The organism is Sphingomonas canaveralia (assembly GCF_047238125.1).
Classification (GTDB): domain Bacteria; phylum Pseudomonadota; class Alphaproteobacteria; order Sphingomonadales; family Sphingomonadaceae; genus JBDFMH01.
Genome location: NZ_JBDFMH010000001.1, coordinates 1,093,194 through 1,118,982, shown reverse-complemented (window position 1 = coordinate 1,118,982; position 25,789 = coordinate 1,093,194). Strand labels below are relative to the sequence as shown.

Annotated in this window: 31 protein-coding genes, 2 tRNA genes and 1 other RNA gene; 20 read left to right on the top strand and 14 right to left on the bottom strand. The window is 67.3% G+C overall.

The features are described from left to right. Positions 1-30 precede the first annotated feature (30 nt). The 4 genes from phaR (at position 31) to ABC347_RS05325 (ending at position 3,110) form a co-directional block, all read left to right on the top strand. On the top strand, positions 31-603 hold the full coding sequence (phaR, locus tag ABC347_RS05340) for a polyhydroxyalkanoate synthesis repressor PhaR (protein ID WP_413244701.1): 573 nt from the start codon (positions 31-33) through the stop codon (positions 601-603). 71 nt (positions 604-674) lie between these two features. After that, a complete protein-coding gene (locus ABC347_RS05335; protein WP_413244700.1) occupies positions 675-1,334 on the top strand; it encodes a Tim44/TimA family putative adaptor protein in 660 nt (219 codons plus the stop codon). 38 nt (positions 1,335-1,372) lie between these two features. Beyond that, the gene (gene mltA, locus ABC347_RS05330) at positions 1,373-2,578 is read left to right on the top strand and encodes a murein transglycosylase A (protein ID WP_413247004.1); all 1,206 of its coding nucleotides are present in this window, start codon (positions 1,373-1,375) and stop codon (positions 2,576-2,578) included. Further along, entirely contained in the window at positions 2,553-3,110 is a 558-nt protein-coding gene (locus ABC347_RS05325) for a Smr/MutS family protein (RefSeq protein WP_413244699.1), read from the top strand. Before mltA ends, ABC347_RS05325 begins: the two co-directional genes overlap by 26 nt. On the opposite strand, the gene dapE is transcribed toward ABC347_RS05325, so the two are convergent. After that, on the bottom strand, positions 3,079-4,215 hold the full coding sequence (gene dapE, locus ABC347_RS05320; RefSeq protein ID WP_413244698.1) for a succinyl-diaminopimelate desuccinylase: 1,137 nt from the start codon (positions 4,213-4,215) through the stop codon (positions 3,079-3,081). The two genes, ABC347_RS05325 and dapE, sit on opposite strands and share 32 nt — an antisense overlap. Before the next feature lie 49 nt (positions 4,216-4,264). Here dapE and ABC347_RS05315 point away from each other — a divergent pair, with 49 nt between their 5' ends. Continuing rightward, positions 4,265-4,714, top strand: a complete 450-nt coding sequence (locus tag ABC347_RS05315; RefSeq protein ID WP_413244697.1) for a cupin domain-containing protein — start codon at positions 4,265-4,267, stop codon at positions 4,712-4,714. Here the strand turns inward: ABC347_RS05315 and ABC347_RS05310 are convergent. Genes ABC347_RS05310 through rpmH form a run of 6 tightly spaced genes read right to left on the bottom strand, consistent with a single transcriptional unit; the run spans position 4,708 to position 8,443 of the window. Continuing rightward, positions 4,708-5,376 (bottom strand): glutathione S-transferase family protein, encoded by a 669-nt coding sequence (locus ABC347_RS05310; protein WP_413244696.1) that lies wholly within the window; start codon positions 5,374-5,376, stop codon positions 4,708-4,710. The genes ABC347_RS05315 and ABC347_RS05310 overlap by 7 nt on opposite strands. A 17-nt stretch (positions 5,377-5,393) precedes the next feature. After that, positions 5,394-6,047, bottom strand: a complete 654-nt coding sequence (gene yihA, locus ABC347_RS05305) for a ribosome biogenesis GTP-binding protein YihA/YsxC (RefSeq protein ID WP_413244695.1) — start codon at positions 6,045-6,047, stop codon at positions 5,394-5,396. Continuing rightward, positions 6,044-7,759 (bottom strand): membrane protein insertase YidC, encoded by a 1,716-nt coding sequence (gene yidC / locus ABC347_RS05300; RefSeq protein ID WP_413244694.1) that lies wholly within the window; start codon positions 7,757-7,759, stop codon positions 6,044-6,046. Before yidC ends, yihA begins: the two co-directional genes overlap by 4 nt. A 17-nt stretch (positions 7,760-7,776) precedes the next feature. Further along, on the bottom strand, positions 7,777-7,989 hold the full coding sequence (gene yidD / locus ABC347_RS05295; RefSeq protein WP_413244693.1) for a membrane protein insertion efficiency factor YidD: 213 nt from the start codon (positions 7,987-7,989) through the stop codon (positions 7,777-7,779). Continuing rightward, positions 7,986-8,252, bottom strand: a complete 267-nt coding sequence (gene rnpA, locus ABC347_RS05290) for a ribonuclease P protein component (RefSeq protein ID WP_413244692.1) — start codon at positions 8,250-8,252, stop codon at positions 7,986-7,988. The genes yidD and rnpA overlap by 4 nt, the downstream gene beginning before the upstream one ends. Before the next feature lie 56 nt (positions 8,253-8,308). After that, entirely contained in the window at positions 8,309-8,443 is a 135-nt protein-coding gene (gene rpmH / locus ABC347_RS05285; RefSeq protein WP_413244691.1) for a 50S ribosomal protein L34, read from the bottom strand. Between the two features lie 311 nt (positions 8,444-8,754). Between rpmH and ABC347_RS05280 the strand changes: the two genes are divergently transcribed. From ABC347_RS05280 to ABC347_RS05245, 8 genes are all read left to right on the top strand, one after another. Further along, entirely contained in the window at positions 8,755-10,263 is a 1,509-nt protein-coding gene (locus tag ABC347_RS05280; RefSeq protein WP_413244690.1) for a YifB family Mg chelatase-like AAA ATPase, read from the top strand. 11 nt (positions 10,264-10,274) lie between these two features. Then, positions 10,275-10,700 carry a hypothetical protein gene (locus ABC347_RS05275; protein ID WP_413244689.1) on the top strand — a complete coding sequence of 142 codons (426 nt, stop codon included), beginning with the start codon at positions 10,275-10,277 and terminating at the stop codon, positions 10,698-10,700. A gap of 96 nt (positions 10,701-10,796) precedes the next feature. Further along, entirely contained in the window at positions 10,797-11,192 is a 396-nt protein-coding gene (locus ABC347_RS05270) for a DUF805 domain-containing protein (protein ID WP_413244688.1), read from the top strand. Positions 11,193-11,243: 51 nt separating this feature from the next. Further along, positions 11,244-11,328: transfer RNA gene (locus tag ABC347_RS05265), tRNA-Leu, on the top strand. A 155-nt stretch (positions 11,329-11,483) separates the two neighbouring features. Further along, positions 11,484-12,467 carry an SGNH/GDSL hydrolase family protein gene (locus tag ABC347_RS05260; RefSeq protein WP_413244687.1) on the top strand — a complete coding sequence of 328 codons (984 nt, stop codon included), beginning with the start codon at positions 11,484-11,486 and terminating at the stop codon, positions 12,465-12,467. Then, positions 12,464-13,888 carry a GDSL-type esterase/lipase family protein gene (locus ABC347_RS05255; protein ID WP_413244686.1) on the top strand — a complete coding sequence of 475 codons (1,425 nt, stop codon included), beginning with the start codon at positions 12,464-12,466 and terminating at the stop codon, positions 13,886-13,888. Before ABC347_RS05260 ends, ABC347_RS05255 begins: the two co-directional genes overlap by 4 nt. A 6-nt stretch (positions 13,889-13,894) precedes the next feature. Continuing rightward, the gene (locus tag ABC347_RS05250; protein ID WP_413244685.1) at positions 13,895-15,325 is read left to right on the top strand and encodes an MBOAT family O-acyltransferase; all 1,431 of its coding nucleotides are present in this window, start codon (positions 13,895-13,897) and stop codon (positions 15,323-15,325) included. Between the two features lie 8 nt (positions 15,326-15,333). After that, entirely contained in the window at positions 15,334-15,678 is a 345-nt protein-coding gene (locus ABC347_RS05245) for a hypothetical protein (protein ID WP_413244684.1), read from the top strand. Positions 15,679-15,690: 12 nt separating this feature from the next. Here the strand turns inward: ABC347_RS05245 and ABC347_RS05240 are convergent, their stop codons facing one another. Continuing rightward, positions 15,691-16,329: a cell wall hydrolase gene (locus ABC347_RS05240; protein WP_413244683.1), complete on the bottom strand. Its 639-nt coding sequence runs from the start codon at positions 16,327-16,329 to the stop codon at positions 15,691-15,693. A 371-nt stretch (positions 16,330-16,700) separates the two neighbouring features. Between ABC347_RS05240 and ABC347_RS05235 the strand changes: the two genes are divergently transcribed. Together ABC347_RS05235 and ABC347_RS05230 are read left to right on the top strand one after the other, a co-directional pair. Beyond that, positions 16,701-17,912 (top strand): AI-2E family transporter, encoded by a 1,212-nt coding sequence (locus ABC347_RS05235; RefSeq protein WP_413244682.1) that lies wholly within the window; start codon positions 16,701-16,703, stop codon positions 17,910-17,912. 40 nt (positions 17,913-17,952) lie between these two features. Continuing rightward, positions 17,953-18,029 (top strand) — tRNA-Asp (locus tag ABC347_RS05230). A 27-nt stretch (positions 18,030-18,056) separates the two neighbouring features. Here ABC347_RS05230 and ABC347_RS05225 read toward each other — a convergent pair. The 5 genes from ABC347_RS05225 to ABC347_RS05210 all read right to left on the bottom strand — a co-directional run bounded on the left by ABC347_RS05225 (position 18,057) and on the right by ABC347_RS05210 (position 19,511). After that, positions 18,057-18,266 carry a DUF2842 domain-containing protein gene (locus tag ABC347_RS05225; RefSeq protein WP_413244681.1) on the bottom strand — a complete coding sequence of 70 codons (210 nt, stop codon included), beginning with the start codon at positions 18,264-18,266 and terminating at the stop codon, positions 18,057-18,059. Then, positions 18,263-18,820: a 5-formyltetrahydrofolate cyclo-ligase gene (locus tag ABC347_RS05220; RefSeq protein WP_488199650.1), complete on the bottom strand. Its 558-nt coding sequence runs from the start codon at positions 18,818-18,820 to the stop codon at positions 18,263-18,265. The genes ABC347_RS05225 and ABC347_RS05220 overlap by 4 nt, the downstream gene beginning before the upstream one ends. Before the next feature lie 9 nt (positions 18,821-18,829). Further along, positions 18,830-18,985, bottom strand: a non-coding RNA gene (gene ssrS, locus ABC347_RS18245) — 6S RNA. An 11-nt stretch (positions 18,986-18,996) separates the two neighbouring features. After that, positions 18,997-19,335, bottom strand: coding sequence for a cell division protein ZapA (locus ABC347_RS05215; RefSeq protein ID WP_413244679.1), 339 nt, complete (start codon positions 19,333-19,335; stop codon positions 18,997-18,999). Further along, a complete protein-coding gene (locus ABC347_RS05210) occupies positions 19,335-19,511 on the bottom strand; it encodes a hypothetical protein (protein ID WP_413244678.1) in 177 nt (58 codons plus the stop codon). Before ABC347_RS05210 ends, ABC347_RS05215 begins: the two co-directional genes overlap by 1 nt. A gap of 141 nt (positions 19,512-19,652) precedes the next feature. Between ABC347_RS05210 and tkt the strand changes: the two genes are divergently transcribed. Genes tkt through ABC347_RS05185 form a run of 5 tightly spaced genes read left to right on the top strand, consistent with a single transcriptional unit; the run spans position 19,653 to position 25,247 of the window. Next, the gene (gene tkt / locus ABC347_RS05205) at positions 19,653-21,626 is read left to right on the top strand and encodes a transketolase (RefSeq protein WP_413244677.1); all 1,974 of its coding nucleotides are present in this window, start codon (positions 19,653-19,655) and stop codon (positions 21,624-21,626) included. Between the two features lie 19 nt (positions 21,627-21,645). Continuing rightward, positions 21,646-22,653: a type I glyceraldehyde-3-phosphate dehydrogenase gene (gene gap / locus ABC347_RS05200; protein ID WP_413244676.1), complete on the top strand. Its 1,008-nt coding sequence runs from the start codon at positions 21,646-21,648 to the stop codon at positions 22,651-22,653. Positions 22,654-22,655: 2 nt separating this feature from the next. Beyond that, positions 22,656-23,114, top strand: coding sequence for an MOSC domain-containing protein (locus ABC347_RS05195; protein WP_413244675.1), 459 nt, complete (start codon positions 22,656-22,658; stop codon positions 23,112-23,114). Continuing rightward, positions 23,111-24,304: a phosphoglycerate kinase gene (locus tag ABC347_RS05190; RefSeq protein WP_413244674.1), complete on the top strand. Its 1,194-nt coding sequence runs from the start codon at positions 23,111-23,113 to the stop codon at positions 24,302-24,304. Before ABC347_RS05195 ends, ABC347_RS05190 begins: the two co-directional genes overlap by 4 nt. 43 nt (positions 24,305-24,347) lie before the next feature. Then, on the top strand, positions 24,348-25,247 hold the full coding sequence (locus tag ABC347_RS05185) for a fructose bisphosphate aldolase (protein WP_413244673.1): 900 nt from the start codon (positions 24,348-24,350) through the stop codon (positions 25,245-25,247). Between the two features lie 120 nt (positions 25,248-25,367). On the opposite strand, the gene ABC347_RS05180 is transcribed toward ABC347_RS05185, so the two are convergent. Then, positions 25,368-25,739 (bottom strand): hypothetical protein, encoded by a 372-nt coding sequence (locus ABC347_RS05180; protein WP_413244672.1) that lies wholly within the window; start codon positions 25,737-25,739, stop codon positions 25,368-25,370. Positions 25,740-25,789: the final 50 nt, after the last annotated feature.

Genomic DNA, 25,789 nt, shown 5'->3' with positions numbered 1-25,789 from the left:
AGGATTTCCTCTAGCGTCGGAGGGGACGACATGGCGAAATCTGCGGGCGGATCGGGAACGGTCATCATCAAGAAATACGCCAACCGTCGCCTCTACAATACCGAAAGCTCGAGCTACATCACCCTCGACCATCTCGCCGCGATGACGCGCGAGGGCCGTGACTTCAAGGTCATCGACGCCAAGACCGAGGAGGACATCACCCACAATGTCCTGACCCAGATCATCATGGAGGAGGAAACCCGCGGCCAGACGATGCTCCCGGTCAGCTTCCTGCGCCAGCTGATCGCCATGTATGGCGATTCGATGCAATCGATGGTGCCGCAATATCTGGAAGCGTCGATGGATGCCTTCAAGCGCAACCAGGCGCAGTTCCGCACCGCGATGGAGGGCGCTTTTTCTGGCGGCCCCTTCGCCGAGATCGCCAAGCGGAACATGGAAATGTTTGAAGCGGCGACCAGCGCTTTCAAGCCGGGCACGAAGGGGTTTGGCGGTGCTGGACCGTCCGCGCCTGCGCCGGAAGCGGGGAGCCGTACCGATGAGGTGGCAGCCCTGAAGGCGCAACTCGCCGCGATGCAGGCGCAGCTCGACAAGCTGGCGAACTGAACCCGGCGCAGGATATTTGAACTCGGGGGAACGCGCGCCTATATCGCGGGTTGCTGTGGGTTGGAGGTCCGGTGGAAATCATCATCATCCTGGCGCTTGTGTTTTTCTTCGTCGGCCTGCGGCTCTACAGCGTGCTTGGCCGGAGGACGGGCCATGAGCAGCCGATCGCCAAGCCGGCGGAGGGCCGTGCTGCTGCATCGGCACCGGCGTTGCGCCCGGTGAATGATCAGGTCCAACAGTCCCCAATCACTTCGGCACAGGATGCTGCGATCGAGGCTTCCGCGCGCGACGGTCTACGCGCGATTGCCGCGGCCGATCCGAGCTTCGATTCCGCGACCTTCCTGGATGGCGCGCAGGCGGCTTATCGCATGATCCTGGAAGCTTATTGGCAGGGCGATACCGAGACGCTCGACCGTCTCGTCGATACCCAGGTCCGCGACGACTTTGCTGCCGCGATTGCCGTGCGCGCCGAGGCCGGCCACGTGATCGACAACCGTCTCGTCGCGATCGAGCGCGCCGTGATCGACAATGCGCGGCTCGACGGCCAGATGGCGCAGATCGTGGTGCGGTTCGATGCCGATATCGCGGCAGTGACGCGTGATGCAGACGGGAATGTGATCGCCGGATCGCTCTCCGACGCCGTTCCGACTCATGACGTGTGGACGTTCAGCCGGCATGTCCGTGCGGATGATCCCAACTGGGTGCTGATAGAAACCGACGAGGCCGCGTGAACCCGCGCGCCTGGGCGGCGCAGGTACCGCTCCTGATCATGCTCGCCGCGTGCGTTCCGGCAAGCCGCCCTGCAATCTCGCCGCCGCCCGCCTCACCGGCAGTGCCGACTGTCCCGCCTGCTGTGGTGCCAGCGACCGCCGAAGTATCTGGCGATGTAGACAACGCACGGGGTGCAGGCATCCGGCCCGGCCCGGCAATCGCGTCACTTGCCATTGACGATGCCGGCGCCCGCCGCGCCTTGGCAGCATTCCGGATTTCCTGTCCTGCGCTGCAGCGGCGGAACGATGCCAGCGGCCTGACGCGCGGGCCAGACTGGCAGCCGGCCTGCGCCGCTGCCTTGAGCTGGCCGGATAGCGATGCGCGCGGCTTCTTCGCGCGTCATTTCGAAACGGCGATCGTCGGCGACGGCCAGGGCTTCGCGACTGGCTATTACGAACCGGAGATCGAAGGATCGCGCGTCCGCGCGCCGGGCTATGACGTGCCGGTCTATGCGCGACCGGCCGACATCGTCGAAGTCGATCTCGGGCAGTTCAGCGAGGCGCTGAAGGGCAAGTCCGTCCGCGGGCGCGTATCCGCCAATCGGCTGATTCCTTATTATGAGCGGCGCGAGATCGTGGGCGGGGCGCTGGCCGGGCGCGGGCTCGAGCTCGCCTGGGCGCGCGATCCGATCGAGTTCTTCTTCCTTCAGGTACAGGGCTCCGGCCGGCTGCGTCTGCCCGACGGGCAGGTGATGCGGATCGGCTATGCTGGCCAGAACGGCCGGGACTATACCGGCATCGGCAAATGGATGAAGGACCAGGGCATGCTCCAGCCCGGCCAATCCTCGATGCAGGGCATCATGTTGGTCCTGCGCGCGCAGCCCGATGGTGGTGCGAGCGTTATGGACGTCAACAAGAGCTTCGTGTTCTTCAAGGAACTGACCGGGCCGGGGCCCCTCGGCGCGCTGGGGCTGCCGGTCACGCCGCGCGGCACGGTCGCGGCGGATCCGGCGTTCGTTCCGCTGGGCGCGCCGGTGTTCCTGGACCTGGATCGCGCGGAAGCGGACGGACTGTGGATTGCGCAGGATACGGGCGGGGCGATTAAGGGCGCCAATCGGTTCGATACATTCTGGGGGGCAGGCGCGGAGGCACGCACGATCGCGGGCGGCATGTCGGGCCGCGGGCAGGCCTATTTGCTGCTGCCGATCGGGTCGCTGGCAAGGCTGCAGGGGGCGGCGGATGGCGGGACGACGCCTCGACCTTGAGGAGCGCGCGCTCTGGCAGCGGGTGACGGCCGACGTGCGCCCGATCCGGCCCGTCAGCGTGCAGAAAGAGCCGATCGTGGCCACGCCGGCCAGTACGGCGAAGGCCAAGTCCGGGCGCTCCCCGACACCCGCGCCGTTGCCGGCCGCAGACATACGCCGGAAGGCGATTGCACCTGCTGCGGCCGCCGCCAATACGCTGGATGGCGGCTGGGATCGGCGGCTGCGGCGCGGCGCGATCATCCCCGATATCGCGATCGACCTACACGGCCACACGCTGGCGAGCGCGCATGCGGAGCTGGATGCGGGCATCGCGCAGGCGCTGGCGGATGAGGCCCGCGTATTGCTGCTGGTGACGGGCAAGCCGCCGCGTGGCGACGCCAAGGGTCGCGGTGCGATCCGCGCGGCCGTGCCGGACTGGTTGCATCACAGCCGCCACTCCCGCCATATCGCCGCGGTGCGCAACGCACACCCGCGTCATGGTGGGCAGGGCGCGCTCTACGTCATCCTGCGGCGGGCAGCGCGGCGCGAATGATCCGTTCATAGATGGCGGCCAAACGGTGGACGTCGTCGATCGCCACCGCCTCGTCCAGCTTGTGCATCGTGGCGTTGCACAAGCCGAACTCGACGACCGGGCAAAGTCGCGACAGGAAGCGCGCATCGGAAGTGCCGCCGCTGGTCGAAAGCGTGGCATCCACGCCAGTCTCCGCGCGGATGGCATTGGCCACGATCGACGACAGCAGGCCCGGCTCGGTCAGGAACGCCTCGCCCGAGATCCTGGCCACCAGCTTGGCCGCGGGCGCATGACGCCTTACGATCGTCTCGACCCGATCGACCAAATCCTGGCCGCGCTGTTCGTCGTTGAAGCGGATGTTGAGCCGGGCGGAGGCGTGCGCCGGGATGACGTTGGTCGCCGGATTGCCGACGGTGATGTCGGTGATCTCGAGGTTGGAAGACTGGAACCAGGCGTTGCCTGAGTCGAGTGGCATCGCCACCAGATCTGCCAGGATCTTCACGAGCCGCGGCGCTGGATTATCAGCCAGCTGCGGATAGGCGACATGGCCCTGCGTACCCGGCACGTCGATCCATAGATTGACCGATCCGCGACGGCCGATCTTCATGACGTCGCCCAGCCTCTTGTCCGATGTCGGCTCGCCGATCAGGCACAGGTCGGGGCGGATGCCGCGCTCGGCCATCCACTCCATGAGCGCGACAGTGCCGTGCGTCGCGGGTCCTTCCTCGTCACCAGTGATGATCAGGCTGAGTGTGCCGGCATGATCGACGCGCGCCGCGGCCGCCACGAATGCGGCGATCGCGCCTTTCATGTCGACCGCGCCGCGGCCGTGCAGCAGATCACCGCGGATCTCCGGTACGAACGGATCACTCGTCCAGCCGGCGCCCGGCGGCACCACATCGGTATGACCGGCAAAGGCGAAATGCGGGCCGCCGTGACCGCGCGTGGCGAACAGATTGGGCACGGGGCCATCGGGCGCGTGGCCTGATTCGAGCCGGGTGACTTCGAACCCGATGGCTTCCAGCGCCTCCGCGAGCACCGACTGCGCGCCATGGTCGGCAGGGGTGATGCTGGGGCAGGCAATGAGCGCGCGGGCAAGGGCGATCGGATCGGTTGTGATGGCCATGGCGCGCGCCTAGACCGGCATCACACGCTTGACCAGCCGGGAGCCTGCGATGCCGAAGGTCGATCTCGATCGGATCGAAGCGATTAGCCGCACAGGCTATCCGCCGCCGTTCGATCAAGCCGTCGCCGGGCGTCTGTATCGGCGGATGGCCGAACCCGCAGGCGTGACCGACTTCGGCGCGAACCATGTGACGCTCTCGCCCGGTGCCTGGTCCAGCCATCGGCACTGGCATGAGGGCGAGGACGAACTGGTCGTGATGCTGGCGGGAGAGGCGGTACTGATCGAGGAAGGCGCGCGTACGATCCTGCGCGCCGGCGATGTCGCCGCGTTTCCCAAGGATGTCGCCAACGGCCACCATCTGGTCAACGAAAGCGATACGCCGTGCGCCTTCATCGCCATCGGGCGCAACAGCGGCTGCGATTGCCACTATCCCGATATCGATCTGCGCGTGGATGGCCCGACCGACCGGTACACGCACCGCGATGGCACGCCCTATTGAGCGGGCGTCGCCTCGAACTTCTCGATCACCCAAGTCTCCTGGTTCGCGGCCTCGATCCATTCGATCATGAACGGATGGGTGAGGACCGCGTGCGCGTAATTGGCAGCGAACGCCGGGATCGGGATGCTGTAGGTCAGCATCCGGGTGACGACAGGCGCGAACATGATGTCCGCCGCGCCGAAATCGCCCAGCAGAAACTCGCCATCGCCGCCCCACCGCGCGCGCGCCTGTGCCCAGAGCGTGAGGATGCGGTGGACGTCGGCGATCACTTCCGGCTTGAGCGGCTGCGGCGCGAAGGTGCGCCGCACGTTCATCGAGTGCTCGCGGCGCAGCGCGGCGAAGCCGGAATGCATTTCCGCCGCCATCGAACGCGCCATCGCGCGCGCGGCCTCGTCCTCCGGCCAGAAGCGCTCGCGACCGGCCTTTTCGGCGCAATATTCCACGATTGCGAGGCTGTCCCAGACGACGACATCGCCATCCCACAGGATCGGCACCTTGCCGGCCGACGGCGAATACTCATCGCCCTCGCGACGCTTGTCCCAATCCTGGTCGTAGAGTGGAACGACCGTCTCCTCGAACGGAAGACCGGACTGCTTGAGCGCGAGCCAGCCGCGCAGCGACCAGCTGCTATACGCCTTGTTGCCGATGAAGAGCTTGAGCATGCCGGCGTTGTAGACGCTTAGCCGATCGCGTCCAGCACCGCGGCGCGCAGTTCGGGAATGCCGAGGCCGGTTTCGCTGGATGTGGTGATGAGATCGGGATGGGCCGCGACATGCTTGCGCGCCTCGGCCGCGGTGGCCGCCTGCGCGGCAGCGAGATCGGTCGCCTTCACCTTGTCGGCCTTGGTCAGCACCAGCCGGTACGAGACAGCGGCCTTGTCCAGCATCGCCATGACTTCACGATCGACATCCTTGATGCCGTGACGGCTGTCGATCAGCACCAGCGTGCGGCGCAGCGCCTGTCGGCCCCGCAGATAATCGTTCACCAGATGCTTCCACTGGCGGACCATGTCCTTGGGCGCCTTGGCGAAGCCGTATCCCGGCATGTCGACCAGGCGGAACACCAGCGGTTCGCCGACATCGAAGAAGTTCAGCTCCTGCGTCCGCCCTGGCGTGTTCGACGTGCGCGCAAGCCCGTTGCGGTTCGCCAGCGCGTTCAACAGCGAGGATTTGCCGACGTTCGATCGACCGGCGAACGCGATCTCCGGCGCGTGCGGATCGGGCAGGTGCTGCAGGCCCGGCGCCGACTTCAGGAACCCGATCGGCCCGGCAAACAGCTTGCGCGCCGCCTCAATCCGCTCCGCATCCGCGTCGTCGATCGGCGTGCCCGTCATTTGGCGGGGGCCTGCTTCAGCGACGGGTGGCGGCTGTAGAGCCACTTCTGCTGCGCGATCGTCAGGATGTTGCTCGTCACCCAGTAGAGCTGCAGGCCGGCCGCGAACGGCGCCATGATGAACATGAAGATCCACGGCATGATGGAGAAGATCTGCGCCTGCATTGGATCCATCGCCTGCGGGTTCAGCTTGAACTGGTAGTACATGGTGATGCCCAGCAGGATCGGAAGCACGCCGATCGCGATGAACTGCGGCGGGGTGAAGGCAAGCAGGCCGAACAGGTTGAGTGGGGTCAGCGGATCGGGTGCGGACAGATCCTTGATCCACAGCACGAACGGCTGGTGCCGCATCTCGATCGTCAGCAGCAGCACCTTGTAAAGCGCGTAGAAGATCGGGATCTGGATCAGGATCGGCAGGCAGCCCGCGAGCGGATTGACCTTCTCTTCCTTGTAGAGCTCCAGCATCTTCAGCTGCAGTGCCTGCTTGTCGTCCTTATAGCGTTCCTGCAGCGCCTTCATCTTGGGCTGCACCGCACGCATGCCGGCCATCGAGGCAAACTGACGCTGCGCGATCGGGAACATCAGGCCGCGGATGATGAAGGTGAGGCCGATGATGGCGACACCGAAATTGCCGACCGCCTTGAAGATCTGATCCAGCAGCCAGAAGATCGGCCGCTCGATGACGGCGAACCAGCCCCAGTCGATCGCATCATCGAAGCGTGTGATGCCCTGCTGCTTCTCGTAGGATTGAAGCAGCGCGACCTCCTTGGCGCCGGCGAAGAAGCGTTGCTCGCTGGAAAAGGCGCGGCCAGCCGGCACGATCGTGGCAGCGCCGGCGAAATCGGCCTGGTAGCGGCTGCCGCTAGCGGCGCGGAAGCCAGCCTCCACCGTGCGACCGGCGGGGGGCACCAGCGCGGTCAGCCAATATTTGTCGCCGAAGCCGAGCCAGCCGCCGTTGGTGGTGAAGCGATCACCGGCGGCGCCCGCCTCGTCCACTTCCTTGAAGTTCACATGGCGCAGCTTCTGGCCCGGGATCACCGCTGTCGGACCGGTATGGATCGTCCAGCTGTCCGGATCCTTCGAGATGCCGACGCGGCTGATCAGGCCATAAGGCTGCACGGCGACCGCGCCCCCGGCGCCGTTCGCCACTGTCTGGCGGATCGTGAACAGATAGCCGTCGTCGATCGACAGGCGGATGCGGAAGCGCTGGCCGGTCGCGTTATCCCATGCCAGCGTGACGGGGCGGCCGGGCGCGAGCAGCGTGCCATCCGCGCGCCACACAGTGGCCGGGCCGGGCAGCGAAACGCCATCCCCCGTCCAGCCGAAGCCGGCGAAATAGGCATCGGGCGCGCCGCTGGGCGAAAGCAGCCGGATCGGCGGCGAATTCTTCGCGATCGTCTCGCGATAGGTGGTCAGCGTCAGATCGTCGATCCGCGCGCCGGTCAGGTTGATCGATCCGGCCAGCCTTGGCGTCTCGATCCGCACCCGCTGGCCTTCAGCCAGCACTGCCGTACGCGTGCGCATTGCGGCGGGCGAGTCGGCCGCGGGATCCGCGGCCGGGTTCGGCACAGCGGTCGTCTTGCCCTTTTCGATCTTGGTCGCGGGCGGATTGGCAGTCGGCATGATCCGCTCCGAGAGCAGGCTCCAACCGAACAGCACCAAGGCGGACAGCACGATCGCCAGGATCATGTTGCGCTGGTCATTGCCACCCACGAGGATCTTCCTTCATGTCAGGGAACGGGGTCGGCGCCATGTCCCCCCCAGGGGTGGCACCGCAGGATGCGTTTCAGGGCGAGCCAGCCGCCCCGCGCGGCGCCATAGCGCCTTATGGCCTCGATCGCATAGGCCGAACAGCTGGGCGCATAACGGCACGATGGCGGCAGGACGCGCGAGGGGCCGAGCTGCCAGCCGCGCGCGATGAGGATCAGCAGCCGGCCGATCACCGCGACGCCCTTGCCAGCGCCTTGGCGAGATCGTGGCGGAGGTCGGCGAACGGGCGTTCGATCCCGCCCTGGCGACCGATCAGCACATGATCCGCGCCGGCAACGCCCGCTTCCGGCAACAGCTCACGCGCCAGCGCACGCAGCTGCCGTTTCATGCGGTTGCGGACAACGGCGTTGCCGATCTTCTTGGTAACCGTGTAGCCGATCCGCATCGCGGGATCGCCATCGCGGCGATCACGGACGAGCAGAACGAAGCCCGGCATGGGCGCACGGCGGCCGGCATTGGCCGCCAGGAAATCCGCGCGGCGGACGAGCGTGGTTACGCCGACAGTACCTTGCGGCCACGCGCGCGGCGGGCCGCCAGAACCTTGCGGCCGCCCGGAGTCGCGCTGCGCGCGCGGAAGCCGTGACGGCGGGCGCGAACCAGGTTGCTCGGCTGGAAGGTGCGCTTCATCGTTCATTCCTCAGGATCGAAACAATAAGGGCCGCCGAAGGGGCGGCCGCTGTTGGTGCGGGCGGTTAGGCAGGATGCCCGCGAAAGTCAATGCCGAAGCGCCCGTTCCGGCGTCGGCGCGGCAGCCCGGCAGCGGCTCCCGGCTATCGAACCGCGGTGCGATTGCCTCATCATGGCCACGATGTGGGGGCCGGCGCGCCGCGCGGCAATGTCGCCGGTCGGCGCGGGTCGGCGGTCGATCGATCGACCGCGGCGAATTGTCTTTGCGTCTCCGGGCGCTAGGGTCGGCCACGGGCGATGAGGGGGGCGGCATGGTCGCGCGCGTGGCAACGGTTGCGTTTCTGGGGCTGGAGGCGCGCGCGGTCGAGGTGCAGGTGCAGCTTTCGGCGGGGGTGCCGGCGTTCGTGGTGGTGGGCCTGCCGGACAAGGCGGTGGCCGAGAGCCGGGAACGCGTGCGCGCCGCGCTCACCGCGATCGGCCTGGCGCTGCCCCCGCGGCGGATCACGGTGAACCTGTCGCCGGCCGATCTGCCGAAGGAGGGATCGCATTATGATCTGCCGATCGCGCTCGGCCTGCTCGGCGCGATGGGGATCGTGGATGCCGAGACGCTGGCCGGCTTCGTCGTGGTTGGCGAGCTCGGCCTGGACGGGCGGGTGGCGCCCTCGCCTGGCGTACTACTGGCGGCACTCCATGCCGGCGAGCATGAGCTTGGGCTGATCTGCCCGGCCGTTCAGGGGCCGGAAGCGGCCTGGGCGGCCAGTGTAGAAGTGATCGCCGCGCCCGACCTGCTGGCGCTGCTCAACCATTTCAAGGGTAGCGCGCCGCTGCCGCCGGCCCGACCGGGCGAGGCGCGGTTCGATGCCGGCGGCCCCGATCTGCGTCAGGTGAAGGGGCAGGAGACCGCGCGCCGCGCGCTGGAGATCGCGGCGGCGGGCGGCCACAATCTGCTGATGTCGGGCCCGCCGGGTGCGGGCAAATCGCTGATGGCGGCCTGCTTGCCCGGTATCCTGCCGCCGCTGACGCCGGCCGAGGCGCTGGAAGTCTCGATGGTGAAATCGGTGGCGGGCGAGCTTGGCGACGGCGCGATGAGCCGCAACCGTCCGTTCCGGAGCCCGCATCATAGCGCCTCGATGGCTGCGCTGGTGGGCGGCGGGCTGCGCGTGCGGCCGGGCGAGGTGAGCCTGGCGCATCTCGGGGTGCTGTTTTTGGACGAGCTGCCCGAATTCCAGCGCGCGGTGCTCGATTCGCTGCGCCAGCCGATCGAGACCGGCAAGGTGACCGTCGCGCGCGCCAACGCTCATGTCACCTTCCCTGCACGCGTGCAGCTGGTGGCAGCGATGAACCCATGCCGCTGCGGCCATCTCGGCGATCCCGCGCTGGCCTGCGCGCGCGCTCCGAAATGCGCGGCGGACTATCAGTCGCGCCTGTCCGGTCCGCTGCTCGACCGGATCGACCTACATGTCGAGGTGGCCGCAGTCAGCGCTGCCGATCTGGTGCTGCCGCCGCCGACCGAAGGCTCGGCCGAAGTCGCCACAAGGGTGGCGGATGCGCGCGCGATCCAGACTGCGCGCTACGCGGGGCAGGGGGTTCGCACCAATGCCGAGGCGGATGGCGATCTGCTCGATGCCGTCGCGCAACCCGACGAGGCAGGCCGCCGGTTGCTTGCGCAGGCGGCGGAGGCGATGCGCCTGTCGGCGCGCGGCTATCACCGCGTGTTGCGTGTCTCGCGCACGATCGCGGATCTGGCCGGCGCCGAGGCGGTTGGCCGCGTGCATGTCGCCGAGGCGCTCAGCTATCGACGGCGTTCGCCGACCGCTTGAGGAGAGGAGAAATGACCAATGGCTGGCTGCTCGCAGGTGGGGTGATGAGCGGAGTGGCGGCACTGCTCCACTTGGGCTGCATCCTGGGTGGTCCAGACTGGTACCGGTTCTTCGGCGCAGGCGAGCGTACGGCGCGGCTGGTCGAGCGCGGGGATATCGGCCCCACTGTGATTACGCTGGGTATCGCGGCCGTGCTCGGCCTGTGGTCCGCCTATGCTTTGTCTGGCGCCGGCCTGATCACGCGACTGCCGCTGTTGAGACTGGGGCTGATCGCGATCACTGCCGTCTATCTGCTGCGCGCTGTCGCACTGCCGATGATGATCCGCACGATGCCCGATCGCAGCATGGCATTCCTAATCTGGAGCTCTGCAATCGTTCTGCTGATCGGCACCGTTCACGCCGTGGGCCTGATCCGGGGGTGGCGGCAATTGGGATAGCGAAGCTGTGTCGCCCGACACTTGCCCGACCGCCGAAACATTATAGCGTTCATGCCGCCGCCCGGGGATCGGCGGCACGATAGGGGGAATATCGACATGGAATGGGCGTTGCTGCCGCTGAAGCGCTATGCAGATTTTTCCGGGCGTTCACGCCGCAAGGAATACTGGATGTTCGCGCTGGTGCTGTTCGTCATCTATCTCGTGCTGATGACGATCGCCGCCATCCTGGGCGGGCTTGGCAGCGCGATCGGCGGCGATACCGGCAGCACGCTGCTTGGCGGGCCGGTGATGATCCTGCTGGTGCTGTTCGGGCTGGCCGTGATCGTGCCATCGATTGCAGTGCAGGTTCGCCGCTTCCACGATCAGGACAAGTCCGGCTGGCTTGTGCTGCTGGCGCTGATCCCGTTCGTCGGCGGGATCATCGTACTGGTCTTCATGTGCCTTGAAGGCACGCGCGGCCCCAACCGCTACGGCCCCGATCCCAAGGGTTGACGCGCGCGCTTGCTCGCAGCCGGCGGCTCGGCTAACCGGGCCGACGGCGATGCCCCTGTGGTGAAATTGGTAGACGCGTCCGACTCAAAATCGGATTCCGAAAGGAGTGCTGGTTCGAGCCCGGCCAGGGGCACCATCGCCGCCCGCTCCACCCATCCCGCGATCCGCCGGAATCGCCGCTTTGGTGCATGGACAGCGGACTCGCACGCGCGTTAAGCACGCCGCCGTTCAGTCGCCGGACAGCGACGCAATGGGATTTGCCGGACAGATGGGTTGTTGCGGGGAGCGGGCATGAGGACATGGCTGGCGCTGGCGGATCGCACGCTGGTGCTGTTCCTGGGAATCGCGGCGGGCGCGCTGATCGCGGTCGCCTTCTTTCCCGATGCGCCGCCTGCGCCGCCGCCGCCGGTGATCGTGCCGCAGGCGCCGGATGCGCCAAGTGCTGGGTCCGTAGCGCCGGCTGCCCCGGATACGGCCCCGGGCGCGGCTGCCGCCCCCACCGCGCGGCCGTTGCCCTCCGCAGCGCTGGTGCCGGGCGCACCTTCGCAGCAGCTGGTGGAGACGGTAGCGGGCGGTGGTCCCGTCCGCATCGGGGTGTTCGGCGACAGCTTCGGTGACGGCGTCTGGTCCGGCCTGAACCGCCAGTTGGGCGAGCGGGACGGCTATGATGTCGTGAAGTTCAGCCAGCAGGCGACCGGCTTCACGCGCTACAAACGGCTGAACCTGGAAACGCACGCTGCCGAGCAGCTGGGCGATCGCCGGATCGACATCGCGGTGATCAGTTACGGGGCGAACGACACCCAAGGCGTGATCACCTCCAAGGGCAAATATGCAGCGCTGATGAGCCCCGAATGGCAGGCCGAGATCGGCGCTCGGGTCGATGGTTTCGTCCGGCTGATGCGCGAGCATGGTGCCACCGTGTTCTGGGTGGGGTTGCCGCGGATGCGCAAACCCAGCTTCGATGCCGATATCGCCGCGATGAACGCCTTCTATCAGGCGCGGATGGCGGCGCTGGGCGTGCCCTTCATCGAAACCGTCAGCACCAGCGCGGGGTCTGACGGCGGCTTCGCCACCTATCTGATCGATCCTGCCGATGCGAAGCGCACCCTGATCCGTGCGGACGACGGCATCCACATGTCGATGACCGGCTATGTCTGGATCACGCGCGGTCTGGCCGGGCGGATCAAGGCGGAAGTTGAGGCTGCCCGCCGCATCGCCGGCAAGGCATCGCCGCCCGCCCCGGCGACACCGCCGGCGCGCGAGACTGCGGCATGACGCGAGCTTTGCTGCTGATCGCCGCCGCGTTGTCGGCGATGCCCATCGCCGCCGCCGCCGCACCCTGTGCCGATACGCTGTGCGATGCGGACGAGCTGCGCCCCTATTTCGAGAAGCTGATGGCGGCGCGCGCAAAGCGCAGCGGCCGGCCGGTCCATATCCTGCAGATCGGAGACAGCCATACCGCGGGCGACGCCATCACCGGCGGGTGGCGCGACCTGCTGCAGGCGCGGTTCGGCAGCGGCGGACGCGGCGTGCTGGCCGGCGGGCGGCCCTATCAGGGCTATCTAACGCGCGGCGTGACCGTCACCATGTCATCCGGCTGGCAGGTGAAGTCGATCTACGGCGCCAATTCCGCCGAGCCACGCCCGCCGATTGGCCTTGCCGGCTTCAGCCTGACCGCGCGGACATCAGGCGCGAAGATCGCGTTGACCGCCGAGCCCAACCAGATGTTCGATCGCTTCGTGCTGTGCGCGGTGGCGGATCGCGACGCCGGCACCCTGGTCGTGCGGCTGGCCGGTGCGGAAGCACGGATGCAGCTCAATTCGGTGAGCCCGCGACCCGAATGCCGCACCTTCGATACGTTCGGCCTGGCCAGTGCGGTGGAAGTCGAGGCCGAGGGCGCACCGGTCACGATCACCAGCTGGGCCACGTTCCGCGATGCCGGCGGCGTCGTTTTGTCCAATGTCGGCGTGGTCGGCGCGCAGCTGATGCATTTCGCGCGGACCAGTGACTCCGTGATCGGGGAGGAGCTGAAGAGCTATCGACCGGATCTGATCGTGATGGCGTTCGGCACCAATGAGGGCTTTACCCCCCGGTTCAGTCCGTCTTCCTACGAGATCACGCTGCGTACCCAGATCGGCCGGTTGCGGCGGCTGGCCGGCAATGTGCCGATCCTGCTGCTGGGCGCTCCAGACGCATCCAGCCGGCAACCGGCGTTGCGCGCCAATGCGGATGGCGCGCCGGCGATCTGCCCCGGGACCGGCAGCGACTGGAGCCCGTCGGCGCCGGCCACCCCGGCGCCGGTGCGCAGCGATCCGCTGGCCGCGACGATCGATGCGCTGCGCGATCAGGCCGCTACCGAAGGCTTGGCAAGCGATCCGGCGATCGCGACGGCGGCCATCGTCCCCGCGCCACGCCCGGCGCCCGTCGCGGCGACCCGCCCGTCGCTGTTCGCGCCCCCGGCCCTCAAGGCGACACGCGATATCCAGCGCAAGGTCGCTGCGCAGCTGGGCGTGGCCTTCTGGGATTGGGAAGCGCGGATGGGCGGGCCCTGCTCGGCAGTGAAGTGGGTGCGTGGCACGCCGCCGCTGATGCGCGGCGATTATGTCCATTTCAATTCGGCCGGCGGGCGCGAGATCGGCCGGTTGTTGCAAGGCGATCTCGACCGCGCCGCCAGCGCCGCGCTGGGCGGCCGATAGGCGATCATGCTGTTCCCGACGCTGACTTTCGGGCTGTTCTTCCTGCTCGTCTACACGCTCGTCTGGGGCGTCGCCCGCGATAACGAGTGGCGCAAGATCGTGCTGCTGCTTGCTTCCTGGGTGTTCTACGGCGCCTGGGATGGGCGCTTCGTCGCGCTGCTGATCGGATCGGCGCTGATGAACTGGGTCATCGCCCGCGCGATCGCCGCGCGCCCGGTGGACGAGGATGGCGGGGAGGGGGCGAACGGGCGCAAGCCACTGCTGGTGCTTGGCGTAGCCGGCAATCTCGCGATCCTCGGCTTCTTCAAATATTTCGGATTCTTCACCGATCAGCTCGCCGCGTCGCTGACCGCGATCGGCTTCGAGCGAGACTTGCCGGTGCTGGAGATCATCCTGCCGGTGGGGGTCTCCTTCTTCACCTTCCAGGGGATGAGCTACCTGGTCGACGTCTACAAAAGACGCGTGCCGCCGGCATCGCTGCTCGACATGACGTTGCTGATGTCCTTCTTCCCGCACCTGGTGGCCGGGCCGATCGTGCGCGCGTCGGACCTGATCCCGCAATTCGCCGAGCGCCCCCGGCTCGATCGCGGCATGGCGGCGATGGCGCTGCTGCTGATCGTGTGGGGGCTGTTCAAGAAGGCGGTCGTTGCGTCCGAACTGGCAGTCACCTTCGTCGATCCGGTGTTCGCCGACCCTGCATCCTTTTCGCGGGCGGACCTCCTGTTCGCGGCCTATGGCTATGCGGTCCAGATCTACTGCGATTTTTCCGCCTATTCGGATATGGCGATCGGGCTTGCCGCGCTGCTCGGCTACAAATTCCCGCTGAACTTCAACCAGCCCTATCGCGCGGCGTCGCTGCAGGATTTCTGGCGGCGCTGGCACATCAGCCTGTCGAGCTGGCTGCGCGACTATCTCTATATCGATGCGCTGGGCGGCAACCGCGGTGGGGTCTGGTACATCTGCCGCAACCTGATGATCACGATGCTCCTGGGCGGGCTCTGGCACGGGGCGAAGTGGACCTTCGTGATCTGGGGCGGGCTGCATGGCGGCGTACTGGCGCTGGAGCGGCTGTGGCGCGAATATCGGCCCGCGGGCTGGCCGACGGTGCCACGCCCGGTCGCGATCCTGTTTACCTTCCACATCGTGCTGCTGGGCTGGATCTTCTTCCGTGCCGCCAGCTTCGACGAGGCGATCGCCTATCTTGGCGGCATGGTGGCGAGCCCGGTGGCCGGCATCACCGCCACCCCGCTGATCCTGGCGTTGATCCTGTTCGGCATTGCCATCCACTTCACGCCGCCGCGGCTGGCGCAGACGATCGCGCTGCAGCTGCGCCGGGTGCCGGCGCCGCTGCTGGGCGCGGGCATCGGCATCACCATCCTGATCATCGATGCGATGCGCTACGAAGGGGTCGCGCCCTTCATCTATTATCAGTTTTAGGGGAAGCGATGAGCGAGGATCCATCCCCCGTGCCCCGCCGCCCCCGCGAGGATATGGCCTCGCCCGTCGATCTGCCGGGCAGCCAGCTGATTGGTGGCCATCCTTTGGGCTGGACGACGGTGACGATCGCCGTCGCTTCGCTGTTCCTGGCGCTGACCAATGCCGTATCGATCAACGCCTGGGCGGCGGAACTGGCGCCAAGCCCGACGAGCGCGCGGATCGTCGCTGCCAGCGAATGGTGGCTGGCGACGAGCGACGCGATCGGGCTGGGGGGAACGCGTGCGGCCATGCACCGCGCTTGGAAGGGCTGGCAGGCGGCGCGGTTCGACAGTCAGCCGGCCATGGCCGACTGATCCGGGCGGCGATCAGCGATAGAAGATGTGATCGCCCAGCGTGGCGACCCGCTGGCGCGAGCGGAAGAAGCGCGGTGCCGGCTGATAGGCTGCATGATAGAAGATCGCACCCGGCACCACCGCCGCGGTCTCGCCAGACATCGCCTCGCGCGCCACGGCGACGGCGGTCGCCCAGCGCGGATCGCTGCGATTGGGGTTGTAGGCGTTGGTGTTGAAGAACTGACCAGGCTGATGGACGACCCCGCAGACACTGCTGGCGAAGCGGCCCAATTCCTTGCGGTGCATGATCAGCTGCGCAACCGCGAGCTGACCGTCGCGCGGTTGGTTGGCAGCCTCGTGATGAACGACCTTGGCCATGCAGGTCGTCTCCGCATCGAGCGGGCCGGCGGCGGCGGTTTCGGGGCGGGGGGCGGCATCGTCGCTCGCGGTGACGCCATCGTCGGCGAGCAGCGCAGCGGTGAATTCCGGGGAAAGCTTCATCGCCGCGTCGACGCCGTTGATGGCGGACAGGCTGGCGACAGGAAGCGTAGCGAGTGGCTGGGCGTTCGAGGTTTCACCGAACAGGCCGTGGGTCGAAGGGACCGTCACGGCAAGGGCGAGCAGCGCAAGCGCGGCACTGCCAAGAATATTCGAGTTCCGCTTGGCGGACATTCCGCACTCCAAAAAATGCGCAAACGCTGCCCCGACGCCCCAAACAGTGAAAACTGGGCGCGGATGACGGTCACGTCTTGTCGTAGGCAGGGGTGCTCTGGCTGACCCTGTCGCCCCCCGACGACCCTGGTTGCAGCGCGATGGCCTTCACATCCGTTTACAGCAACCCAAGCCGCGACGAGTCGTTACGGCGACAGGGTGGTTTGAGAATCAAAGCGGGAACATCGGGCGGTCGTTAACGGGGTTAACTATCTTCAGCAGGATTTGCGCCTGCATATGACCATATCGGCAGCGAATCGGTTCGCCATCGCCGATCAACAGTCGCGTGGCCGAACCACCATGCTATGATCGGTGCAGAGGATGACGCCACGATGAACCGCCCCGACGCCGATACGCCCGTTGCTGCAAAGGCCGTCGCGGTCGATCCGCTGTCGCTGGACGAGGTGCTTCACGAAACCGCGGAGACCGCGCACCGGCGCGATCGGCTGCTGGCGGCACTGACGTTGATCGCAGGCGTCGGGCTCGCGCTGGCGGTGCCGTTCGCGCTGCGGGCAGGCGCCGAATTCTTTCTGCCGGTCACGGCGGCGCTGGTGGTCGCGGTGGCGCTGGTGCCGGTACTGGAATGGCTGGAGCGGCGGCGCGTGCCGTCCGGCCTGGCCGCGCTGCTATGCCTGGTCCTGTTTCTCAGCGTCGCCAATATCGCGATCGCGTCGATCATCGTCCCTGCGGCCGACTGGTTCGCGCTGCTGCCCGAGCGGATCGGGCGAATTCGCACCAACCTGCAGCCAGTGATCGAAATCTACGCGAATCTCGAGCGTTTCATCGACCAGACCGTGACGATGCTGGCGCGCACGCCGCACGCCGCGGCCCGCACGGTGACGCTGGAGACGCCGAACTCGCTGCTCGATCTGCTGACGACCTCCGCGCCGTTCGCCATCATCCAGATGTTCTTCGCGATCCTGGTGATCTACTTCTTCCTGTCCGGCTGGACGAAGATGCGCCGCCGCACCATCACCAGCCGCGGCAGCTTCTCCAGCGCGATGACGACCGCGCGCGTCATTCAGGAGATGGTCGACGCGACATCGGCCTATCTCGGCACAATCACGATCATCAACGTCACGCTCGGCCTGCTGGTCTCGGCCGGGCTGTGGCTGGTCGACATGCCGACCCCGCTGATGTGGGGCGGGATCGTGGCGATCATGAACTATATCCCCTATTTCGGGCCGATCGTGGCAGCGCTGCTGCTGGCACTGGGCGGGCTGATGACCTTCCCCGATCCCTGGTATGCGCTGGTGCCCGCGGCGATCTTCGTGGCGGTCCATCTGATCGAGGCGAACATCATCACGCCGACGCTGGTGGGCCGCAGGCTGACCATCAATCCGCTGCTGATCCTCGTCGCGCTCAGCTTCTGGGGATGGGTGTGGGGCACGACCGGCGCGCTGCTGGCGGTGCCGCTGCTGATCATCCTGAAGACGATCCTCGACGCTGCCGGCAAGCCGGATATCGCCGGCTTCCTGTTCGAGGAAGGCACGCTGACCGGCGCCGCGCCCGATGATCCGCCGGCCGGCCAGAAGGTCGCTTGACAGGGTAGCGATGGCCGCCTAATCGGCCGCCTCGCTTCAAGCGGGTGTAGCTCAGTTGGTTAGAGCGCCGGCCTGTCACGCCGGAGGTCGCGGGTTCGAGCCCCGTCACTCGCGCCACCCTTCCGGTGGCCTTTGCGACCCCTTTTACCAGCGGCCGGTTTCCATCCAGGTCAGCAGCCGTCGCATCGGCAGGACCCAGATCCAGACTATTCCGCCGGCGACATACAGCAGCGCTTCCACCAGCGCGGGTGGCCGGCCGAACAGCGGCACGAGGGTCGTCACCAGCACCGCCCAGGCCGCGATCAGCAGCAGGATCAGCAGCATTCCGAACGGCTTGCGCCAGCTTGGCGTCATGATGGCAAGATCCAGTCCTCTTCGGTGGCGATAGCGTGGAGCGCGATATCCCATGGATCGCGTGGGATCAGCGGCACCTGTTGGTCGGCGCGCGCCAGCCCGATCCGGCGCGCCTGCGGATAGGCTGCGAAAGCGCGATCGTAAAAGCCCGCGCCCATGCCGATCCGTCCGCCGGACGCATCGAAGCCCAGCAGCGGAGCCAGGATCAGATCTGGTTCGATCGGCTCCGCATCCGCGGCGGGTTGCTGGATGCCGAACGGCCCACGCACCAGCGCGTCTCCCGGCCGCCAGCGCAAAAACCGCATCGGCCGGTCGCGGGCAGTGATATGAGGCAGCGCGATCGTGCAGCCGCGCGCATGTGCGGCATCGAGGATCGCGGCTGGATCGACTTCGCCGGGCATTGACCGGTAGCCCACGATCGCGGTCGCACAATCGAGCCGCGCGATGACCCGCGCCGCGATCGCCGCGCAGGCGGCAGCATGTAACGGATCGGCGGCATGCGCGGCGCGGCGTTCGCGCAGCAGGTGGCGCAACTGGCGCTTGGCTTCGTCGATCGGCGGGGTGACGGGACCGCCATGGCCGTTTGCCGGAATATCCTCTGACGCCGGTAACGTCAGGTGGGCGCCGTGTGCTTTGGACCAGGGTCCTGACAGGGACAGCTCCCATGGATGATGAATAGCCTCAGGGATTTTCCGTCGGCTCGTACCGGGCAGTACCCGTCATCTCCTATCTAGGCGGTCGCGTGCCCGCTCTCAAGCCTTTCGGCCAGCGCCTCGATCCGGCTGGCCAACCGCTCGATCGCCTGTGCGGCCTGATCGTCGTCGGCCGGCGAGGGCGCAGGGGCGGGGGGCGCGGCGGCCGGTTGCGTGGGCGCGGATGCCAGCTCGTCCGCCAGCAACAGGCTCGCGAACAATAGCGTGCGTGTCTCGGTAAGCCCGCCGACCGCGCGGGTGGCATCGGCCGCGCGCGCATCGACCATCGCAGCGATGCGGCGGAAATGATCTTCCTCGCCATCGCGGCAGGCGATCTCGTAGCTGCGGCCGCCGATCTTGAGTTCGACCGCCGCCATCAATCGCCGATCAGCGCATCGAGCCGCGCGATCGCGGCTGCTGTATCGCGCCGCAGGGCGGCGTGGCGGGCGGCAAGGCCGGGATCGGCGGGGGCGGAGCGTTGGGCGGCGGTTTCGATCCGCGACAGGGCGCGTTCGATCCGCCCGATGGCGATGATGAGGCGCTCGTCAAGCATGATGGATCAATAGCATGGCGGCACCGCGCGGCAAGCCACGGGGCATCTCGGTTGACGATACGGGCGGGTCGCGCCAATTGGGCGCGCGCATTCTTCCCCGCCGCTCGACTCGCGCGGCCTTCTCATAGGTTCGTTTCCGCGATGACCGACATCCGCACGCTCGCCAACGCCATCCGGGCGCTTTCCATGGATGCCGTACAGGCAGCGAACAGCGGTCATCCCGGGATGCCGATGGGCATGGCCGATGTTGCGACCGTGCTCTATCGCGATCAGCTGAAGTTCGATGCCGCCGATCCGCACTGGGCGGATCGCGATCGCTTCGTGCTGTCGGCCGGCCACGGATCGATGCTGATCTATAGCCTGCTGCATTTGACCGGTTATGCCCGGCCCACGTTGGAGGATATCCGCAATTTCCGCCAGCTGGGCAGCCCCTGCGCCGGCCACCCCGAAAATTTCGAGCTCCCGGGCATCGAGTGCACCACCGGGCCGCTGGGCCAGGGGCTGGCGATGGCGGTCGGCATGGCGATCGCCGAGCGGCATCTGAACGCCACCTTCGGTGACGATCTCGTCGATCATCGCACCTGGGTGATCGCGGGCGACGGCTGCCTGATGGAAGGCATCAACCATGAGGCGATCGGCCTGGCCGGCCATCTGAAGCTCGGCCGGTTGAACGTGCTGTGGGACGATAATCGCATCACCATCGACGGCGCGGTGTCGTTGTCGTCGAGCGAGGATATCGCCAGCCGCTATGTCGCGACCGGCTGGCATGTCACGTCCTGCGACGGCCATGATCCGGCCGATATCGCGCGTGCGCTGGCAGAGGCGGCGGCGGATCCGCGGCCGTCGCTCGTCGCCTGCCGCACGCTGATCGGCTATGGCGCGCCCAACAAGCAGGGCACCAGCGCCACCCATGGATCGCCGCTGGGCGATGCCGAGATCGCCGCCACGCGCGAAGCGCTGGGTTGGGGGTATGCGCCGTTCGAGCTTCCGGGCGATGTCGTGGCTGCGTGGCGCGAGATCGGCCGCAAGGGCGCCGGGGCTCATGCCGAATGGACGGAGCGGCTTGCAAGCCATTCGGATGCGGCGGAATTCGAGCGCCGCATGGCGGGCGAGCTGCCGGCGACGGATTGGCTTACCCCTTATCTCGAAAGCCTGATCGAGAAGCCGCAGACGGTGGCGACGCGCAAGGCATCTGAGATGACGCTCGAGGCGATCAACGCTGCGCTGCCGGAAACGCTGGGCGGATCGGCCGATCTGACCGGATCGAACAACACGAAGACCAAGGCGCAGGCACCGCTCACCGCCGACGACTATTCCGGCCGCTACATCTATTACGGCATCCGCGAGTTCGGGATGGCTGCGGCGATGAACGGCATGGCGCTGCATGGCGGCGTCATCCCCTATGGCGGCACCTTCTTGGTGTTCGCCGACTATTGCCGTCCGGCGATCCGGCTGTCCGCTCTGCAGAAGGCGCGCGTCGTCTACGTCATGACGCATGATTCGATCGGGCTGGGCGAAGACGGGCCGACCCATCAGCCGATCGAACATCTGATGGCGCTGCGCGTGATGCCGAACCTGGACGTCTATCGCCCGTGCGACACGATCGAGACCGCCGAATGCTGGGCGCTTGCGCTGGAGAAGAAGGACGGCCCTTCATTGCTGGCGCTGAGCCGCCAGAACCTGCCGCAGCTGCGCACCGATGTTTCGGAGAATCTGTCTGCGCGCGGGGCATATCGGCTGCGCGCCGCCACGGCCGATCGCCGGGTGATCCTGATCGCCACCGGATCGGAAGTGGAGATCGCGGTCGCGGTGGCGGGCAAGCTCGAAGCGGACGGCATCGGCGCGGATGTCGTCTCGATGCCGTCATGGGAACGGTTCGACGCGCAGCCGCAATCCTATCGCGACGATATCCTGCCGAACGTCGATCCTTCGCAGATCCTGCGCGTCTCGATCGAGGCCGGAACCACGATGGGGTGGGAACGCTACACGATGGTCAACGGCCTGCGCTTCGGGCTGGATGGCTGGGGCGCATCGGCGCCTGCCCCCGATCTCTATCGCCATTTCGGGCTGGATGCGGATGCGATCGCATCGCAGGTCCGCGCCGCACTGAACTGATCCACTGGGAGATTTGAACATGACGAAAGTTGCCATCAACGGCTTCGGCCGGATCGGCCGGCTGGTCGCCCGCGCGATCCTGTCGCGCCCGGATAGCGGGCTGGAACTGGTCGCGATCAACGATCTGGCCGATGCCAAGTCGAACGCGCATCTGTTCCGCCGTGATTCGGTCCACGGGCTGTGGAACGGCACGGTCGAAGTCGACGGCAACGACCTGATCATCGACGGCAAGCGCATCAAGGTTTCGGCCGAGCGGGATCCTGCGAACCTGCCGCACGCCGCCAACGGCGTCGATATCGCGCTGGAATGCACCGGCTTCTTCACCGATCGCGCCGATGCCGAAAAGCATCTGGCGGCAGGCGCGAAGCGCGTGCTGATCTCGGCCCCGGGCAAGGGTGTCGACCTGACCGTCGTCTACGGCGTCAATCACGAAAAGCTGAGCGGCGAACACAAGATCGTCTCCAACGCATCGTGCACCACCAACTGCCTGGCGCCGGTTGCCAAGGTGCTGAACGATGCGATCGGCATCGAGCGCGGCCTGATGACCACGATCCACGCCTACACCAACGACCAGAAGATCCTGGACCAGATCCACCCCGACATGCGCCGCGCGCGCGCCGCCGGCATGTCGATCATCCCCACCACAACCGGCGCCGCGCGCGCGGTGGGCGAGGTGCTGCCGGAGCTGAAGGGCAAGCTCGACGGATCCGCGGTGCGCGTGCCGACGCCGAACGTCAGCCTGGTCGACCTGACTTTCACGCCGAAGCGCGACACGACCAAGGACGAGGTCAACGCGCTGCTGAAGGCGGCGGCCGAAAGCGGCCCGCTGGCTGGCATCCTCGATTGGTCGGACGAGCCGCTGGTGTCGATCGATCTCAACCACAACCCGGCTTCGTCCACTGTCGACAGCCTGGAGACCGCGGTGATCGAAGGCAAGCTGGTCCGCGTCGTCAGCTGGTACGATAATGAGTGGGGCTTCTCCAACCGGATGGTCGATACCGCCGGCGCGATGGCGAAGCTGATCTGATCATGACGGGGCGGCTGATCGGCATTGCCCGGCACGGCCGCCCGCGCGGCCCGATCGAGACGATCGATCGGGCCGACGTGTCGATCGAGGAAGGCATTCGCGGCGATTATCGCGGGGCCGTGAAGCCGGGCGGCCGCGGCAAGCGGCAGGTGACCGTGCTTGCGCGCGCCGACTGGGAGGCCGCGATCGCGGATCTGGGCACCGCGCTCGACTGGTCGGTCCGCCGCGCCAATCTGCTGGTCGATGGCATCGGTCTGCCGCGGACACCGGGCACGCTCTTGAGGGTCGGCCATGCGGTTGTGCTGGAAGTGACCGGCGAGTGCGATCCGTGCAGCCGGATGGACGAGATCGCGCCCGGGCTGCGCGCGGCGCTAACGCCCGAGTGGCGGGGCGGGCTGCTGACGCGGGTGATCGCGGGCGGCCAGCTTGCGATCGGAGATGAGATGAGGATCGAAGCATGAGCTTTCGCACCCTGGACGATATCGGCGACGTGCGCGGCAAGCGCGTGCTGGTGCGCGAGGATCTGAACGTGCCGATGGACGGCGCGGAGGTGTCCGACGACACGCGCCTGCGGTCGGCCGCGCCGACGCTCTGCGAGCTGGCCGACAAGGGCGCGGTCGTGCTCGTCCTCGCCCATTTCGGGCGCCCGAAGGGGGAGCGGCGGCCGGACATGTCGCTGGTCAACATCGCGGGGCCGCTGGGCGACGTACTGGGCCGCGAAGTCACCTTCATCGACGATTGCTGCGGCGATGCGGCCGAACAGGCGGTCGCCGCGCTGGAGCCGGGTGCGATCGCGGTGCTGGAAAACAGCCGCTTCCATGGCGGCGAGGAAAAGAACGACCCCGCGCTGGCCGATGCAATCGCGAAGCTGGGCGACTTCTACGTGAACGACGCCTTCTCCGCCGCGCACCGCGCGCATGTGACGACCGAGGGGCTGGCGCGCCGGCTTCCGGCCTTTGCCGGCCGCGCGATGGAAGCCGAGCTGAAGGCGCTCGACAAGGCGCTGGGCAATCCCGAGCATCCGGTGGCCGCTGTCGTCGGCGGTGCAAAGGTTTCAACCAAGCTCGATGTGCTGCGCCAGATGGTGGCGAAGGTCGATCATCTGATCATCGGCGGCGGCATGGCCAACACCTTCCTGGCCGCGCGCGGCGTGGATGTCGGCAAATCGCTGTGCGAGCATGATCTGACTGCGACCGCGCTCGAGATCCTGGACGCGGCCGACAAGGCCGACTGCACCGTCCACCTGCCTTATGATGTGGTGGTGGCGAAGGAGTTCAAACCGAACCCGGCGACCCGCACCGTGAACGTGCATGAAGTGGCGGCCGACGAGATGATTCTGGACATCGGCCCGGCGGCGACCGAGGCGCTGGCCGACGCGCTGAAGACTTGCCGCACGCTGGTGTGGAACGGCCCGCTGGGCGCGTTCGAGACACCGCCGTTCGATACCGCCACCGTGGCGCTGGCGCAGACCGCGGCGGCGCTCACCGAGGGCGGATCGCTGGTGTCGGTCGCCGGCGGTGGCGATACCGTCGCTGCGCTCAATCAGGCGGGCGTGGCGGACCGCTTCACCTTCGTATCGACCGCCGGTGGCGCTTTCCTGGAGTGGATGGAAGGCAAGCCGTTGCCCGGAGTCGCCGCGCTCGACATCTGACACGCATCCGGGCGCTGCCCGATCTGACTGGAGCCTTTCGACCATGAACACCGCCGAGATGACCGCCAAGATCGCAGCCGGCAACGGCTTCATCGCCGCCCTCGACCAGTCGGGCGGATCGACGCCCAAGGCGCTGAAGGGCTATGGCATCGAGGATGGCGCGTGGAGCGACGAGGCCGGCATGTACGGCCTGATCCACGACATGCGCAGCCGCATCATCTCCTCGCCCGCCTTCACGGGTGACAAGGTGATCGGTGCGATCCTGTTCGAACGCACGATGGACGGCCAGGTCGGCGGCAAGCCGACGCCGCAGGCGCTGATCGACAAGGGCGTGGTGCCGTTCATCAAGATCGACAAAGGTCTGGAGGACGAGGCGAACGGCGTGCAGCTGATGAAGCCGATGCCCGAGCTCGACACGCTGCTCGCGCGGGCGAAGTCGCTCGGTGTGTTCGGCACCAAGGAGCGGTCGGTAATCAACCTCGCCAATGGTGAGGGCATCGCACGGATCGTGAAGCAGCAGTTCGAGGTGGGGCAGCAGGTGCTGGCCGCCGGGCTGGTACCGATGCTGGAGCCGGAGATCAACATCAAGAGCCCGGAGCGCGCGCAGGCCGACCGCATCCTGCTCGACGAGCTGCTGAAGGCGCTGGATGCGCTGCCGGGTGACGACAAGGTGATGCTGAAGCTGTCGATCCCGGCCACGCCCGGCCTGTTCGACCCGCTGGTCGATCATCCGCGGGTGCTGCGCGTCGTGGCGCTTTCGGGCGGCTATGCGCGGCCGGAAGCCTGCGCGCAGCTGGCAAAGAATCGCGGCATGATCGCCAGCTTCAGCCGCGCGCTGCTGGAAGACCTGCGCGCGCAGATGAGCGACGACGAGTTCGATGCGTCGCTGGGCGGTGCGATCGACGAGATCCACAAGGCTTCGACGCAGAAGGTTGCCGGCTGAGCTATGCCGTACCCCGGCTCATGCTGGGGCACAGCTCGCGGGAAACCAAACCCGGCGCCGTGCCTCGCGGCACGTCTCGCAACTGAACCCCGGCCTTCACCAGGGTGCGGCGGGTCGTTCCTATAATCCACCTTCGAAGCTGAAACCGAAGCGATAGGGCGTGCGGCGGGGCTGCGCGCCCGCCATCTTCTCCGGCGTCACCGATGTCAGCGCCAGCATGCCATCCGCGACCCGGACGGGCTGGCCCAGCGTCAGGTCCATGGTCCGCGCGCTACGCCCGGTCTGCACCTTGGCGCGCACGATGACACGGCCCGCCCAGACGCAACGCGCGTTCATCGGGCAGCGGCTGTCCTCGATCACCTTCAGCGGGGTCACGCGCGGGCCGCCGACATAGGCCGCCTGGCGCAGGCGCACGAGGCCTTCGGTCTGGCGGGCAACGGCGGGAGCCGCGACGGTGGCAAGCGCGACGGCGGCGAGGAGGGGCGTCTTCATGGTCGCGACCGTGCCGTGGATCGGGTGAGCGATGGCTGAACAATGGATCG

Excerpts from the sequence above, each read along its gene's own strand:
- ABC347_RS05280 (WP_413244690.1), top strand. The coding sequence starts at position 8,755 with ATGGTCGCGCGCGTGGCAACGGTTGCGTTTCTGGGGCTGGAGGCGCGC.
- ABC347_RS05250 (WP_413244685.1), top strand. The coding sequence starts at position 13,895 with ATGCTGTTCCCGACGCTGACTTTCGGGCTGTTCTTCCTGCTCGTCTAC.
- ABC347_RS05195 (WP_413244675.1), top strand. The coding sequence starts at position 22,656 with ATGACGGGGCGGCTGATCGGCATTGCCCGGCACGGCCGCCCGCGCGGC.
- ABC347_RS05325 (WP_413244699.1), top strand. The coding sequence starts at position 2,553 with ATGGCGGGACGACGCCTCGACCTTGAGGAGCGCGCGCTCTGGCAGCGG.
- rnpA (WP_413244692.1), bottom strand. The coding sequence starts at position 8,252 with ATGCCGGGCTTCGTTCTGCTCGTCCGTGATCGCCGCGATGGCGATCCC.
- ABC347_RS05180 (WP_413244672.1), bottom strand. The coding sequence starts at position 25,739 with ATGAAGACGCCCCTCCTCGCCGCCGTCGCGCTTGCCACCGTCGCGGCT.
- ABC347_RS05235 (WP_413244682.1), top strand. The coding sequence starts at position 16,701 with ATGAACCGCCCCGACGCCGATACGCCCGTTGCTGCAAAGGCCGTCGCG.
- mltA (WP_413247004.1), top strand. The coding sequence starts at position 1,373 with ATGCTCGCCGCGTGCGTTCCGGCAAGCCGCCCTGCAATCTCGCCGCCG.
- ABC347_RS05185 (WP_413244673.1), top strand. The coding sequence starts at position 24,348 with ATGAACACCGCCGAGATGACCGCCAAGATCGCAGCCGGCAACGGCTTC.
- gap (WP_413244676.1), top strand. The coding sequence starts at position 21,646 with ATGACGAAAGTTGCCATCAACGGCTTCGGCCGGATCGGCCGGCTGGTC.
- dapE (WP_413244698.1), bottom strand. The coding sequence starts at position 4,215 with ATGGCCATCACAACCGATCCGATCGCCCTTGCCCGCGCGCTCATTGCC.
- ABC347_RS05210 (WP_413244678.1), bottom strand. The coding sequence starts at position 19,511 with ATGCTTGACGAGCGCCTCATCATCGCCATCGGGCGGATCGAACGCGCC.
- ABC347_RS05270 (WP_413244688.1), top strand. The coding sequence starts at position 10,797 with ATGGAATGGGCGTTGCTGCCGCTGAAGCGCTATGCAGATTTTTCCGGG.
- ABC347_RS05245 (WP_413244684.1), top strand. The coding sequence starts at position 15,334 with ATGAGCGAGGATCCATCCCCCGTGCCCCGCCGCCCCCGCGAGGATATG.
- ABC347_RS05225 (WP_413244681.1), bottom strand. The coding sequence starts at position 18,266 with ATGACGCCAAGCTGGCGCAAGCCGTTCGGAATGCTGCTGATCCTGCTG.
- ABC347_RS05315 (WP_413244697.1), top strand. The coding sequence starts at position 4,265 with ATGCCGAAGGTCGATCTCGATCGGATCGAAGCGATTAGCCGCACAGGC.
- ABC347_RS05255 (WP_413244686.1), top strand. The coding sequence starts at position 12,464 with ATGACGCGAGCTTTGCTGCTGATCGCCGCCGCGTTGTCGGCGATGCCC.
- ABC347_RS05275 (WP_413244689.1), top strand. The coding sequence starts at position 10,275 with ATGACCAATGGCTGGCTGCTCGCAGGTGGGGTGATGAGCGGAGTGGCG.
- ABC347_RS05240 (WP_413244683.1), bottom strand. The coding sequence starts at position 16,329 with ATGTCCGCCAAGCGGAACTCGAATATTCTTGGCAGTGCCGCGCTTGCG.
- ABC347_RS05190 (WP_413244674.1), top strand. The coding sequence starts at position 23,111 with ATGAGCTTTCGCACCCTGGACGATATCGGCGACGTGCGCGGCAAGCGC.
- tkt (WP_413244677.1), top strand. The coding sequence starts at position 19,653 with ATGACCGACATCCGCACGCTCGCCAACGCCATCCGGGCGCTTTCCATG.
- phaR (WP_413244701.1), top strand. The coding sequence starts at position 31 with ATGGCGAAATCTGCGGGCGGATCGGGAACGGTCATCATCAAGAAATAC.
- ABC347_RS05310 (WP_413244696.1), bottom strand. The coding sequence starts at position 5,376 with ATGCTCAAGCTCTTCATCGGCAACAAGGCGTATAGCAGCTGGTCGCTG.
- ABC347_RS05260 (WP_413244687.1), top strand. The coding sequence starts at position 11,484 with ATGAGGACATGGCTGGCGCTGGCGGATCGCACGCTGGTGCTGTTCCTG.
- ABC347_RS05215 (WP_413244679.1), bottom strand. The coding sequence starts at position 19,335 with ATGGCGGCGGTCGAACTCAAGATCGGCGGCCGCAGCTACGAGATCGCC.
- rpmH (WP_413244691.1), bottom strand. The coding sequence starts at position 8,443 with ATGAAGCGCACCTTCCAGCCGAGCAACCTGGTTCGCGCCCGCCGTCAC.
- yihA (WP_413244695.1), bottom strand. The coding sequence starts at position 6,047 with ATGACGGGCACGCCGATCGACGACGCGGATGCGGAGCGGATTGAGGCG.